At 55.3% G+C, this 12,314-nt stretch carries 14 protein-coding genes; 8 read left to right on the forward strand and 6 right to left on the reverse strand.

The features are described from left to right. Window positions 1-118 precede the first annotated feature (118 nt). The 3 genes from MIM_RS01070 to MIM_RS01080 are packed head-to-tail and all read left to right on the forward strand — an operon-like array spanning window position 119 to window position 2,679. Entirely contained in the window at window positions 119-949 is an 831-nt protein-coding gene (locus MIM_RS01070; RefSeq protein WP_025370905.1) for an alpha/beta fold hydrolase, read from the forward strand. A 36-nt stretch (window positions 950-985) separates the two neighbouring features. Next, window positions 986-2,044 (forward strand): M29 family metallopeptidase, encoded by a 1,059-nt coding sequence (locus MIM_RS01075; protein WP_025370906.1) that lies wholly within the window; start codon window positions 986-988, stop codon window positions 2,042-2,044. A gap of 5 nt (window positions 2,045-2,049) precedes the next feature. Beyond that, window positions 2,050-2,679, forward strand: a complete 630-nt coding sequence (locus tag MIM_RS01080; RefSeq protein ID WP_025370907.1) for an isochorismatase family protein — start codon at window positions 2,050-2,052, stop codon at window positions 2,677-2,679. Window positions 2,680-2,739: 60 nt separating this feature from the next. On the opposite strand, the gene MIM_RS01085 is transcribed toward MIM_RS01080, so the two are convergent. After that, on the reverse strand, window positions 2,740-3,432 hold the full coding sequence (locus MIM_RS01085; RefSeq protein ID WP_025370908.1) for a TetR/AcrR family transcriptional regulator: 693 nt from the start codon (window positions 3,430-3,432) through the stop codon (window positions 2,740-2,742). Between the two features lie 369 nt (window positions 3,433-3,801). Between MIM_RS01085 and MIM_RS01090 the strand changes: the two genes are divergently transcribed. The 3 genes from MIM_RS01090 (at window position 3,802) to dmeF (ending at window position 6,106) form a co-directional block, all read left to right on the forward strand. Then, complete coding sequence (locus tag MIM_RS01090) at window positions 3,802-4,626, forward strand: SDR family oxidoreductase (RefSeq protein ID WP_025370909.1); 825 nt, start codon at window positions 3,802-3,804, stop codon at window positions 4,624-4,626. Window positions 4,627-4,876: 250 nt separating this feature from the next. After that, window positions 4,877-5,152 (forward strand): metal/formaldehyde-sensitive transcriptional repressor, encoded by a 276-nt coding sequence (locus MIM_RS01095; protein WP_025370910.1) that lies wholly within the window; start codon window positions 4,877-4,879, stop codon window positions 5,150-5,152. A gap of 12 nt (window positions 5,153-5,164) precedes the next feature. Then, a complete protein-coding gene (dmeF, locus tag MIM_RS01100) occupies window positions 5,165-6,106 on the forward strand; it encodes a CDF family Co(II)/Ni(II) efflux transporter DmeF (RefSeq protein ID WP_025370911.1) in 942 nt (313 codons plus the stop codon). Window positions 6,107-6,194: 88 nt separating this feature from the next. Here the strand turns inward: dmeF and MIM_RS01105 are convergent, their stop codons facing one another. Continuing rightward, window positions 6,195-7,004, reverse strand: a complete 810-nt coding sequence (locus MIM_RS01105; RefSeq protein ID WP_025370912.1) for a substrate-binding domain-containing protein — start codon at window positions 7,002-7,004, stop codon at window positions 6,195-6,197. 600 nt (window positions 7,005-7,604) lie between these two features. On the opposite strand from MIM_RS01105, the gene MIM_RS01110 reads away from it, so the two are divergent. Further along, complete coding sequence (locus tag MIM_RS01110; protein ID WP_042069820.1) at window positions 7,605-8,111, forward strand: hypothetical protein; 507 nt, start codon at window positions 7,605-7,607, stop codon at window positions 8,109-8,111. A 492-nt stretch (window positions 8,112-8,603) separates the two neighbouring features. Here the strand turns inward: MIM_RS01110 and MIM_RS01115 are convergent, their stop codons facing one another. From MIM_RS01115 to MIM_RS01125, 3 genes are all read right to left on the reverse strand, one after another. Next, window positions 8,604-8,927 carry an EthD family reductase gene (locus tag MIM_RS01115; protein ID WP_025370914.1) on the reverse strand — a complete coding sequence of 108 codons (324 nt, stop codon included), beginning with the start codon at window positions 8,925-8,927 and terminating at the stop codon, window positions 8,604-8,606. A 135-nt stretch (window positions 8,928-9,062) separates the two neighbouring features. Further along, window positions 9,063-9,302, reverse strand: coding sequence for a hypothetical protein (locus MIM_RS01120; protein ID WP_025370915.1), 240 nt, complete (start codon window positions 9,300-9,302; stop codon window positions 9,063-9,065). 238 nt (window positions 9,303-9,540) lie between these two features. Further along, complete coding sequence (locus tag MIM_RS01125; RefSeq protein ID WP_245592803.1) at window positions 9,541-10,761, reverse strand: MFS transporter; 1,221 nt, start codon at window positions 10,759-10,761, stop codon at window positions 9,541-9,543. Between the two features lie 90 nt (window positions 10,762-10,851). Here MIM_RS01125 and MIM_RS01130 point away from each other — a divergent pair, with 90 nt between their 5' ends. Next, window positions 10,852-11,640, forward strand: a complete 789-nt coding sequence (locus MIM_RS01130) for an AraC family transcriptional regulator (protein WP_025370917.1) — start codon at window positions 10,852-10,854, stop codon at window positions 11,638-11,640. 23 nt (window positions 11,641-11,663) lie between these two features. On the opposite strand, the gene MIM_RS01135 is transcribed toward MIM_RS01130, so the two are convergent. Continuing rightward, complete coding sequence (locus MIM_RS01135; protein ID WP_025370918.1) at window positions 11,664-12,308, reverse strand: TetR/AcrR family transcriptional regulator; 645 nt, start codon at window positions 12,306-12,308, stop codon at window positions 11,664-11,666. Between the last annotated feature and the right edge of the window lie 6 nt (window positions 12,309-12,314).

Genomic DNA, 12,314 nt, shown 5'->3' on the forward strand with positions numbered 1-12,314 from the left:
CACGGCGACATGATGCCAAATGTATTGTTCATTGTGCAGGCAAGTGGGAAGCACAAGCCATGGCGCTATCGCTGCTGAGCCCGCGTCGATTGTGGCAAAACATCAGGAAATGAATTCGATGACAAATACTTATCTTTATGGTGCCCATGTTCGGGCCAATGGCATACGTCAGCACTATCTGCGTTTTGGCGGGCAGGCTGATGGCCGGGCAGCGCGTGATCCGGTACTCGTGATTCCAGGTATTACCAGCCCGGTTGAAACCTGGCGCTTCGTCGCGGAGCGGCTGGGACGGTATTTCGATACTTATGTGCTGGACGCCAGGGGTCGGGGATTGAGCCAGGCCGATGATGCGCTGGATTACAGCCTTGATGCGATGGCAGCCGACGTCATCGCCTTTGCGCAGACGCTGAACCTGGCGGCCTACTCGATCGTCGGGCATTCCATGGGCGGACGAATTGGCATACGCGTGGCGGGGCAGCGGCCGGCCGGACTGAAACGTCTGGTCGCGGTAGACCCGCCTGTATCGGGACCGGGGCGGCGTCCGTATCCGGCTCAGCTGGACTGGTATGTGGATTCGATCAGGCAGGCTCAGCGAGGAATGAACGTTGAACAGATGCGTCACTTCTGCCCGACATGGACCGATGAGCAGTTGCGGCTTCGCGCCCAGTGGCTGCATACCTGCAATGAGCGCGCCATCACGACGAGTTTTCATGCATTTCAGACGGATGACATTCATGCGGATGTGGCCCGGATCCATGTTCCGGTTCTGCTGATGATGGCTGAGCGGGGCGATGTCATTCGTGATACCGAGGCTGAAGAGTTACGGCAGCTATTGCCGTCTATGCAGTGCACGCGGGTAAAGGACGCAGGCCATATGATTCCCTGGGATAACGAAGCAGGGTTTTATCTGGCTTTCGGAGATTTTCTGGGCCATTCACTGGACCATTGATAACGTGCTTTTACAAGGCAGAAACAGGGAGATATTATGGCTGTGCGCGATACAGATCTGATCCAGGCGTGGGTCAATGTACTGAAATTGTCAAAACTGAAAAAAGGGGATGCGGTAACGGTGCTGACCAGTGATCATACTCATCCGCAAACACTGCGCTGCGCCATCACAGCAGCGTCCATGCAGGGCGCGATCGTCAGCCGCCTGGATCTGCCGCCGGTAAATGCAGAGAAATCATTAAGTCGCGATCCGCTGGCTTATCTCGGTACGACGCCGCTTACCGGCAATAAACCGGCGATTGCAGCGTTGAAGGCAAGCGATCTTGTCCTGGATCTGATGACGTTGCTGTTTTCACCGGAACAGCATGACATTTTGCAAGGTGGCGGCAAAATCCTGCTGGCCGTGGAGCCGCCTGAAGTTCTCTTGCGGCTTGAGCCGACACAGCAAGACTATGTGCGGACGCAGGCTGCCGCGGCATTGCTCAAACAGGCTCGGCAGATGCGGATTACCTCTGCAGCGGGAACCGATTTACGCTGCCCACTTGGCCAGTACCCCTGCGTATCTGAATATGGATTTGTCGATGAACCAGGCCGTTGGGATCATTGGCCCAGCGGTTTTACGTTTACGTGGCCAAATGAAGGTGAAACTCAGGGTACCATCGTGCTGTCGAAAGGCGATATTCTGCTGCCCATGAAGTCGTATGTGGGTGAGACCATCACGCTGACGGTCAAGAACGGGTTTGTGACCGACATTGCGGGCGGTGTCGAGGCACAAATGTTGTCGGAGTATATCGAATCGTTTGCTGATCCCGAAGCTTACGCTATTTCCCACATCGGATGGGGTTTGCAAAAGCGTGCGTACTGGTCCACATTGGGCTTGTATGATAGAGAGGCGACCATCGGCATGGATGCACGTGCAGTGAGCGGAAATTTCCTGTTTTCACTGGGCCCGAACAACGAGGCGGGCGGCAGCCGAACCACGGCGTGTCATATTGATGTGCCTATGAGAAGGTGTGATGTTTATCTGGATGATCTGCAGGTGGTTGCCGACGGCAGGGTGGTTGAATCCACATTAGTACAGGCGGAGGGTGTGTAATGAGCATGGACGATCAGGTATTCAAGCGCCAGGGTTTCGGCACAGACGTGGACCTGGTGCCGCCTTTCGGCTTGCTTTTGGTTGACTTTGTCAATGGATTTGCGGACCCTGGGGTGTTTGGTGGCGGCAATATAACAAGTGCCATTGCATCATCACAGCCGCTTTTGGATTATGCAAGACGATGCGGCTGGCCCGTCGCGCATAGCCGGATCGTATTCGCAGATGATGGCGCCGATCACAACATCTTCAGTCGCAAGGTGCCCGGCATGCTCACGCTTCGGGAAGACAGTCATGCCAGTGCGATTGTGCCCGAACTGGCGCCCATCGCCGGAGAGTTGGTCGTACGCAAGACAGTGCCGTCGGCGTTCTTTGGAACGACGCTGGCAGCCTGGCTTACCCAGCGCAGCGTGAGCACGCTGCTGGTGGCAGGCTGCGTGACCAGTGGCTGCGTACGAGCCAGCGTTGTGGATGCCATGTCGCTGGGATTTACGCCTCTTGTCGTGGCCGATTGTGTAGGCGATCGCGCCATTGCACCACATGATGCCAGCCTGTTTGACATGCAGCAGAAATATGCAATGGTGATGGACAGACAGGCTGCGCTTGAACTCTGCGATCAGGCGGCACCGGGCAACTGATATCTGCCGTTTTGGGGGCGACGACGATTTGTGGTCAGCCCACGCAAATCTCTGTCGTGCTTAAGCTGCCTCCAGACCGCCGACCATGAACCGGGTGACCTGGTCGATCAGCTCATCCGTATCATTGACATCGTAAAGCCCTTTGGGTGCCATTTCTTCCATCCTGTGGGTATCGGAAAAGGCATATAAATAGGTACCGATCATGAAGGTGACTCGCCAGCATGCATCCAGTTCGCTCAGTTTGGGCAATGCCTTTCTGAGTACCGCAACGTAGCGTTGGGTCGAACCGCCGTAGGCCTCGGAGCGCAGGGAATAGGAAATCTCCGACGGTTCAGTATGAAGGCGGGCCTGCAACCGAAGAAATGCGCGCCCCTGAAAAGTATCTCGCAACGAGAGTACAGGCTCCAGAAAGGTTCTCACTATATCGCTGACCAGCGGGTTTTTTTGCTGCTCCAGCGCTTCCAGGCGTTCCAGCCGCTCGCGGGAAACCAGTTCGCTTCGGCGCAAAAACACGGCCTGGAAAAGTCCGAACTTTGAACCGAAATAATAGCTGATCAATGCCTGGGTGACATTTGCCTGGTCGGCAATTTCCCGGAGTGCTGTTCCCGCATAACCCTTATCTGAAAAGATGACTTCGGCTGCGTCCAGGATTTCGTCGCGCACAACACTCGCCCCTTCAGGGCGGCCAGGGCCATTGATTTTTCGGGCCCGTCGTACCGAGGTCTTTCTTGCAAGCTGCTCTGTTTTTTTCATAATTGATCGATTAATTAAATATTGGCTCGTACCTGTTCTTTCATGATCGGCTCAACAACAGGCCCTTGCACCATAAAATATCACAAATTGATCGTGTGTGAATACAAATCCGGCTAAAGTGCACCAGCGGCGTGCGTGTACGGTTGCGTTGTCACGACAGCAGGTTGACGATTGCGCGTTCCGGAATGCTGATGTACCGATGGCGTTGGAAACCAGATGATCGCATGATGACGCTCTGTCCGGTCACGCAGGTACCCATCGCATATTTCGTTTATGATTTCCCATAGTCTGCACATCTGTCATTTTAGGCTTGTGCAGAACGACATTAATGTAAACGGTATACGTGGCAAGCATGAAAAGGAAGCAGGAATGAATCTGGAAATAGCGGGCAAGTGGGCCCTGGTGTGTGGCGCCAGCAAAGGGCTGGGATTTGGATGCGCCAAGGCGCTGGTTGATAACGGTGTCAATGTGGTGATTAATGCCAGGCGTGCCGAGGTGCTGCAGGCTGCGGCAAGTGAATTGACCGTTCTGGCTGATGCCGCGGCCAAACGCGATGGGTTCGGTGCGGCAACGGTGATCGCCGTTGCCTGCGATATCACAACTGTGGAAGGGCGCGAGGCGGTTTTCACCGCTGCGGGTGGTCCGGGCAAGGATTTCGATATTGTGGTCACCAATGCGGGAGGACCGCCTCCTGGCGACTTCCGAGAGTGGGAGCGCGATGCCTGGATAAAGGCGATTGACGCCAATATGCTGACGCCGATCGAACTGATCAAGGCAACCATTGATGGCATGGCAGCACGCGGCTTCGGGCGTATCGTGAATATCACCTCAAGCGCGGTGAAGGCACCTATTGATATTCTGGGCTTGTCCAATGGCGCCCGTTCGGGCCTTACCGGTTTTGTGGCCGGCGTGGCGCGTTCCAGCATTGCGGCAAAAGGGGTGACCATCAATAACATCCTGCCGGGAAAATTTGCGACCGATAGACTGGAAGGCACAATGAAAGCGGCAGCCAGCAAATCCGGCAAGGATATGGACGCGATCAGGGAGGCTCAGCAGGCAGTGGTACCAGCCAGGCGGTTTGGCCATCCAGACGAATTCGGTGCCCTGTGCGCCTTTCTGTGCAGCCAGCAGGCCGGGTATATCACGGGCCAGAACATGCTGATTGACGGTGGTATGTATAGCGGCACGTTCTGATCTGACGTTTAACTGGACCGGGCTCTGCCGCCCGGTCTTGCCAGGCAGCAATGTATAGACGGCGAGTGCAAGGCCCGCCAATGTTGAACGTCAGGCATGCCTCCCTTCGTATTTCAATATTCACATCTCCCCCTCGACGCCTTAACCCAAACCGGCATAACACGAAAATGAACAAAGATCCCATAAGTCGATTGCGTAAATCGGCGGACCGGTTTATGATCTACATCCAAATACTATAGGGGGGTAGGGTATGTCCCATTTACATGTCAATAACGACGACTTACTCAAGCGGGTTCGCAGAATTGCCGGGCAGGTGCAGGCCATAGAACGGGCACTGCAGGCAAAGGCCGATTGTGGCAAGACGCTGCATCTGGTCGCGGCAACGCGCGGGGCTTTAAATGGGTTGCTTGAACAGATCATAGAGGAGCATGCGCAATTTCATGTAGCTAACCCGGATCTGAGTGATGAACAACGCCAGCAGGGCGTAAAAGAATTGCTCAAGGCGATTCGCCAATATTCGAAATAAGAGGAAAAGACCATGTCAGCGGAACACAGCGCACATAGCCATTCATTTCTTGGCGCCGCTCATGATGAGAATGCCAGGCGCACCTTATGGGTCGTCATCCTGACGTTTGCCATGATGGTCGTGGAAATTGCAGCCGGTTATATCACCGGCTCCATGGCCCTGCTGGCAGATGGCTTTCACATGGCGACACATGCAGGTGCTCTGGGTATTGCAGCAGGCGCGTATGCCTTTGCGCGGCGCAATGTGAACAATCAGCATTTCAGCTTTGGTACCGGTAAGGTGGGGGATCTTGCCGGGTTTGCCTCGGCGCTGGTGCTTGCCATGGTGGCCCTTGGTATTGCGATCGAATCGGTGGCAAGACTGCTGAATCCGGGCAGTGTCGCCTTCGGAGAAGCCGCACTGGTCGCGATCGTCGGCTTGCTCGTGAATATTGTGAGTGCGCTTATGTTGTCTGGTGGGCATCATCACGGGCATGATCATCACCATCATCATCACCATGCTGCTGAACATGGACACTCGCACGGACATGCCTCAGGTGGCGACAACAATATGCGGGCGGCCTACATTCATGTGCTGGCCGATGCGCTGACTTCAGTTCTGGCCATTGTAGCCCTGCTGGCCGGTCGCTATTTCGGCTGGGTATGGCTGGACCCGCTCATGGGCGTGGTTGGTGCCGTCGTCATCGGCAGGTGGTCTTATTCCCTGATGAAAGCCAGCGCAACGGTGTTGCTGGACGTGACAGATGAACACGTTGCAGAAGAGATCCGCGACATTCTGGCACCGGTAAACGGTATAAGAATCACCGATCTGCATGTGTGGCAGGTCGGGCCACAGGCGCGTGCGGCGATTGTCAGTGTGACTGGTAGCGGGCTGACGGCCCAGCAGATACGCGAGCGGTTGCAGCCAGTGCATGAAATATCACATTTGACAATTGAGTGCCAGGCGGCGTCCTGACCGGGCCCGGAACTGTCTTCCCGGGCCGGGTGGGTTCATGCATGGCAGCTCGCCCGGATGCCGACGTTCGTACACGGGCGGTGTCTGTTTATTGGGCAGGGAAGGCCGGTTCCAGCCCGTTTTGTTTGATCGTTTGAACAGCAGCCGGGGAGGTCAGATACTTGATCAGCTCATTGGCCCCCTGTTGATTGCGCGCATGGGTTGTTATCCCGGCTGAAAAAATGGTGGCTCGTTGCAAGGCTGGTGGCAGTACGCCAACGTAATCGGCGCCTTTGATCGGCAACAATTCACTCACCTGCTGCAAGCCAAGCGCGGCATCGCCGCGTGCGACCACCGCACCGACCCGCTCAGAAACAATACGTTTGCTTTTGGGTTTGACCTGCGCTTGAATACCCAGTTTCTTGATCAATTCCTTTTCATAATAGGTGCCGCTGGCACTGGCTGAATAGGCAATGGAAGGCGCCGCCAGCAAGGCGCGTTTGACGGCTTCGGCGCTGCTGATATCCGGTTTGGGGGCGCCCTTCTGCACGGAAATACCGATGAGAGAACGAACCAGGTCTACCTGGCTGCCTTTGACCACTTGTCCTTTATTGGCGAGTTGGTCCAGCGATTTGCGAGCCAGGATAACCATATCGGCGGGTTCCTGACGATCCAGTCGGGCGGGAATGGAATCAGGCGCGCCACCCATGGAAGAGCCATGGATGATTTCAACGTGATAGCCCGACTGCTTTTCAAATTGCGGCGCCAGCGCTTCGACCGAAGAAGCAAAGCCGCCCGACGAGATAACCGTTATTGTCTTGTCCGGGGACTGTGCCGGCATATGACCGCAAGCGGCCAGTACGGTGGATAGCGCAAGCGTGACAAGCATTGCGCGGCGACGGGGAAGGTTGATGACCATGGATTGTCCTTGGGATAAATGTAAATTGTTGTTGTGGGTGGAATTGTAAATGTACCCGGTCTCCGTTTATATGAATCTGAATAATAACTGAACAAACGACTGTCGATCTGACTGTCGATCTGAGAGACACGCGATTCTGTGTGGTCTATCGGCTTGATTCAGATCAAAAAAGTAATATTCAAGCCATAAATATGACAATCCTTGACAGTTAGCCTGCTTTTTCATCTGAAGGATCGGTGAAAAAGAAATTTATAATCGCACATTAAATTACATGTTGTGTCTGTTAGAAACATCCGCGTTCGTGCAAATGCAGTGAGTAAAGCGATCAAGGCTGTCTGGCATGTGTCTTCCGGCATAGGGGCGGCAGTGTGCGGTGATGCTCTGCGTTAAAACCTTCTCATTCAACATGCGTTGCGACAAGGCTGCCTCTCCATGACGGGCGCCTGTTTGTCGTGTGCCGGTCGGGGTGAAGGGTGCAGAAGGGCGTTAACTCGCCTGACGAACACGGAAGACGTAATGCCGGCGCCAGCGTGCGCCGCTATTGCGGTCCTGCAGTATTTTTTTGTTTTAGTGAACTTTCATCTCATGGAGAGAGTACTTATGTTTCCCGTAAAAAAAGCAGCGCTATCGGTTGTTTTTGCTTTTACATTAGCTGGTTGCCAGAGCGTCAGCACCAACAGCGCGCCGGCGACAGGCGCTACACAGCCGGCAGCGCAAGCGGCTGCCCGCCAGCCTGCCACTGTGGATGTTTATCAGTTCTCCAACGTGGCGATTAAGGGCTATCGCGCTGTGCGTGTCAATGACAAGCAAGTGGTTTATATCAACCCGCAGGCACTGGTAAGTAGAAGTCAGGTTAACCTGATAGACGTGGTAACGGACAAGCAGAACCGCAAGCTGATTAAACTGGGATTGAATCCGCAAGGAGCAGCACAGCTCAAGACCGTACCTAAAAACAGAGGCTACGCCACTGTGATTGGTGGCCAGCTGGTTTCTTTGACCGGCGTGCGTCAGGGGAATGACTTTCTGTTCAGTGTGCCGAACCCGCAGATGATCGGGTCCATTATTGAGGCCGTGGTTCCGCAAGCTGCAGCCACATCCCAAAAATAAGCCAGTGGCTTCGGGGGGCAACAGCGCCCCGCAGATAAGACGAGATGGCGGCCCCAATGGAAGGTTACCCGTGCCCGGGAATATCATTGTGCCGCCTGTCAGGGTTTTATTTAATGTGCCACTCGCTGACTTACACACTGTTCTTCCCGGTTCCGTAAACTGACATCGTTGGGCGGTGCGATCGGAATCGGGGCAAACCAATCTGTAGCGCCGAGCAAGCCAGGTTCCGATTGCGCCAGCCGGTAAAAAGACCAGCGCAGAACAAATGCGTCTCGGGTACAACAGATCAGGTCAATCATAAGGGGCAGTGCTTCTGTCGTGCATGAACAGAAGATTACCATTCGATCACCTTTTGTTCATGATCGATCTGTTTGCCGCTGACCCTCAAGAATATCACAAACGTGATTGCGAGCTGTGACGATCTGATGCACAGGTGCTTCGGATCAGCCGCAACTCGCGTCTTTTCCTGCCTGGTATGCGGCAACGATCCCGCTAGCTGCGAGTATCTGTGACCACTTCGCTCAGTTGCAGTATGGGGCTCAGATCGGTGTAGTTTGGAATGTCACCCAGAATCTCGTCGGCATGCGGACCGAATCCGGCCTGAAAGTCTTCGGCGCTATCACAAAAAATATGGCACATGCCGATATAAGTGGGCGGCGTATCGGGCGTGCCACCGGCGATTCCCCGGTCGATGGTGTAGTAGCGGCAAAAATCGCCCATGCGTTCCTTCAGCAGCGGTAAATGCTTGTCACGGTAGTAGTCGTGGTCAAAGCGCGCGCCTGGGGTATTGGGGTACATCACACTAACTTTAATCATTACAGCGTCTCCTTTGTCGATGAAATAATTAATTTTTTGTGTATCTTAACGCATTATGTCTCATGTGCAGGTCGTTGTTACGTCCAGCCTGCTTTGTTCTTTGCGGCCCATTCTGATAACAGGCCTTCTCTTGTGTTAATGCAGGCCAACAAACTGTTCGGCTGCCTGTTGAGTGAGTTTGTGCAACAGCCTTTCAGCCTGCTGTTCGGTGGCACCCTCGTGTCGCAGGTTCCGGATGAATACCGATAGCGAGGCATCAACCAGCTTGAGGCGTTCATAGGGGTCGGGAGCAAACTCCAGTCCCGACAGATGCTGAATATTGCCGTTATCAAGACGCCGCCATCCGTTGGCTGCAAATTTGGGCAGAGTACTCATGAGCGGCTTCCTTGTTATGTGTGAGGCGACCTCGGTGAGGGCGCATAACGTGTTTCGCTCATTGTACCCAGTTAATGCGTCTTGATCGGTGACAGTGTGCCTATCTGTAACGCAAATTTTCCTGCAAATGCTGCGCGTCTGGTGCCGTTATGGCTCCTCTGCTCATGCACTCATGCGCAGTGACCTGAGGCCGGTGCCCATCGTGTGCTCACGGCAGACAGGCACCGTTTTGGCATTATCACTGGCGTGTCGGGGATCGCGTTTCCGTATCCGGCAACAACGCAGCCACAATCCCCAGCAACGGCAGGTAGGCACACACGCTGTACACATAAGAGATGCTTGTGGCGTCTGCCAGATTCCCCAGTGCCGCAGCGCCAACGCCGCCCATGCCAAACGCAAAGCCGAAGAACAGGCCGGCAATCATGCCGGTTTTGCCGGGCACCAGTTCCTGGGCGTAGACCACAATGGCGGAAAACGCCGATGCCAGAATCAGGCCGATAATGACGACCAGGATACCGGTCCAGAACAGATTCGCGTGTGGCAGCAACAGGGTGAAGGGCGCAACACCCAGAATGGATGCCCAGATGACACGCTTGCGACCAATTCGATCCCCAATCGGACCACCGGCGATGGTGCCAACTGCCACTGCGGCAAGGAAAACGAACAGATACAGTTGTGAGGTGCGTACCGACAGGTCAAATTTTTCCATCAAATAAAACGTCAGATAGCTGCTCATGGACGCCATATAGAAATACTTGGAGAAAACCAGCACGCCCAGTACAACCAGGGCCATAATGATTTTGTTGCGTGGCAGTTCGATTGCATTGGCCGCGCGCTTGGTGCGCAGGGCAAGCAGACCCCTGTTGCGTTCATACCAGCGGCCGATCTGCAGCAGCACGATCATGGCCAGCAGGGCCGCCAGTGAAAACCAGGCAACGCTACCCTGACCATGTGGCAGGATAATCAGCGCGGCACACAGCGGGCCCAGCGCGGAGCCGACATTGCCGCCCACCTGGAACAGCGATTGCGCCAGACCATGCTGCCCGCCGGAAGCCATGCGGGCAATGCGTGATGATTCCGGATGAAATACCGACGAACCGGTGCCCACGAGAACTGCCGCCAGCAGCAGAAACGGAAAGGAGGGCGCCACCGACAGCAGGAGCAGGCCAAGCAGGGTTGAACCCATGCCGATAGTCAGCGAATACGGCTGAGGGTGCTTGTCTGTGTAATGACCGATAAGCGGCTGCAGCAGCGAGGCCGTGATTTGATAGACGAGCGTGATCAGACCAATTTGTGCAAAGCTCAGGCTGAAGTCGTCCTTGAGCATCGGGTAAATGGCCAGCAGAATGGACTGGATCATGTCATTCATCATATGGGCGAGACTGATCGCGCCCAGCACCTTGAAGGCGGTGCTGTTTTCGGGCTGGGTGGGGCGGATGACGGTGGAGTTTATCGACATTGCATTCAACATATATGACGTTTGCGATCAATAAGTGTAGCTGTGCTAGAATTCCTGCAAGTGCCAATTTTCGTCGAGAAAGTGACAGTGATGCAGCCGCAACCCCGAAGCATCAATGCAGAAGACTATCAGAACATTGCGCCTGCTGTGGCCGCCATGTCCAAGGAATATGTGGCCGGTACCGGATCGGCAACGCATTCGCATCGGCGCGGGCAACTGCTTTTTGCTTCGCATGGCGTGATTCGTGTCAGTACCGACAAGGGTTATTGGCTGTTGCCGCCTTTGCGCGCGCTATGGGTGCCACCCAATGTGCCGCACAGTACGATGGCCGTTTCTCATGTGGACATGCGCACGCTGTATATTGATGAAGAGGCAGCTCGCTCGTTGTGGGACGTCTGTCAGGTGATCGAAGTGAGTAATCTGTTGCGCGAGCTGATCCTGAGCCTGACCACCGAGCCTGTCGTATATAAGCAAAATGAACGGGGCGGGCGGATTGCTGCACTGATTCTTTCGGAACTGCCGTCGGCCGAAACCGTGGCCACCCGGATTCCCTGGCCCAGGGATCGACGGCTGATCTCAATCTGTACTGCCCTCATGGGTCAGCCCGGGCTGAACCGACCGCTGGGGGCGTGGGCTGCGGCAGTAGGGGCCAGCGAACGCACGCTGATCCGTTTGTTTCAGTCAGAACTGGGTATGAACTATCGGCAGTGGCTGCAGCAGGTCAGGCTGGCCGATGCGGTATGCCGGTTATCGATGGGCCAGTCCATAGGCACGATTTCACGGGAGCTGGGCTATCGCAGCCCCAGTGCGTTCAGTGCGATGTTTCGACGTGCGCTGGGTATGCCGCCTAATCTATATCTGCAGCCGGCAAAGCAGTGACATGCGCCGGAGAGGCCCGAGACTCAGGATGATGTGGGCTTGCAGCGGGCTTCCAGGTCATCCAGCGACTGCTCACGCATGGTTTGCGGAAAGCTCGCCGTCATGGTTTCCAGTGCGCTGAAAATCCGTGCCCAGCCTTCATCTGTACGAATGGGTATGCCCAGAAACTGGCTCTCGGTCTTGGCGCGCAGCATTAAATAAAGCACGCCGGCAAGCATGATGCTTACCGTTGCGGGCATATCGATTTCCGGGGCCAGGCCATCGACCCGGTCAATGAAGGCCCGGGCTGCCTTCTCGCGTCGCTGGGCCAGCTTCGCCGTAACCTCGTTGAGCTCTACCAGTTCCCAGCGGCGGACCTCACGCAGTGTTTCGTTGCCGGCGAGCGCATCCACCTGAGCGCGCAGCATTGACAGGACCAGTTGCTGGGGCGTTTGCTGGCTGGATTCGTCGTTGCCCAGCATTCCGCGATGGCTGGTCCAGAAATCCTGCTCCTGCATCCAGGCCAGCAGCAGCCCGTCCAGCCCGTTGAAGTATCGATAAATCAGTTCCTTGCTCACGCCTGCGCGACGGGCAATGGCGTTGACGCCAATCCCACCCATTCCGGTTTCGCGAATTTGGGCTTCCAGGGCCTGAAGGATCTGTTGTTCTGTTTGCTGGCGACGGGACATAGAAAT

The sequence above is a fragment of the Advenella mimigardefordensis DPN7 genome, from assembly GCF_000521505.1.
GTDB classification, from domain to species: domain Bacteria; phylum Pseudomonadota; class Gammaproteobacteria; order Burkholderiales; family Burkholderiaceae_B; genus Advenella; species Advenella mimigardefordensis.

Coding starts and splice junctions, on each gene's coding strand:
- MIM_RS01070 (WP_025370905.1), top strand. CDS start 119: ATGACAAATACTTATCTTTATGGTGCCCATGTTCGGGCCAATGGCATA.
- MIM_RS01075 (WP_025370906.1), top strand. CDS start 986: ATGGCTGTGCGCGATACAGATCTGATCCAGGCGTGGGTCAATGTACTG.
- MIM_RS01080 (WP_025370907.1), top strand. CDS start 2,050: ATGGACGATCAGGTATTCAAGCGCCAGGGTTTCGGCACAGACGTGGAC.
- MIM_RS01085 (WP_025370908.1), bottom strand. CDS start 3,432: ATGAAAAAAACAGAGCAGCTTGCAAGAAAGACCTCGGTACGACGGGCC.
- MIM_RS01090 (WP_025370909.1), top strand. CDS start 3,802: ATGAATCTGGAAATAGCGGGCAAGTGGGCCCTGGTGTGTGGCGCCAGC.
- MIM_RS01095 (WP_025370910.1), top strand. CDS start 4,877: ATGTCCCATTTACATGTCAATAACGACGACTTACTCAAGCGGGTTCGC.
- dmeF (WP_025370911.1), top strand. CDS start 5,165: ATGTCAGCGGAACACAGCGCACATAGCCATTCATTTCTTGGCGCCGCT.
- MIM_RS01105 (WP_025370912.1), bottom strand. CDS start 7,004: ATGGTCATCAACCTTCCCCGTCGCCGCGCAATGCTTGTCACGCTTGCG.
- MIM_RS01110 (WP_042069820.1), top strand. CDS start 7,605: ATGTTTCCCGTAAAAAAAGCAGCGCTATCGGTTGTTTTTGCTTTTACA.
- MIM_RS01115 (WP_025370914.1), bottom strand. CDS start 8,927: ATGATTAAAGTTAGTGTGATGTACCCCAATACCCCAGGCGCGCGCTTT.
- MIM_RS01120 (WP_025370915.1), bottom strand. CDS start 9,302: ATGAGTACTCTGCCCAAATTTGCAGCCAACGGATGGCGGCGTCTTGAT.
- MIM_RS01125 (WP_245592803.1), bottom strand. CDS start 10,761: ATGTCGATAAACTCCACCGTCATCCGCCCCACCCAGCCCGAAAACAGC.
- MIM_RS01130 (WP_025370917.1), top strand. CDS start 10,852: ATGCAGCCGCAACCCCGAAGCATCAATGCAGAAGACTATCAGAACATT.
- MIM_RS01135 (WP_025370918.1), bottom strand. CDS start 12,308: ATGTCCCGTCGCCAGCAAACAGAACAACAGATCCTTCAGGCCCTGGAA.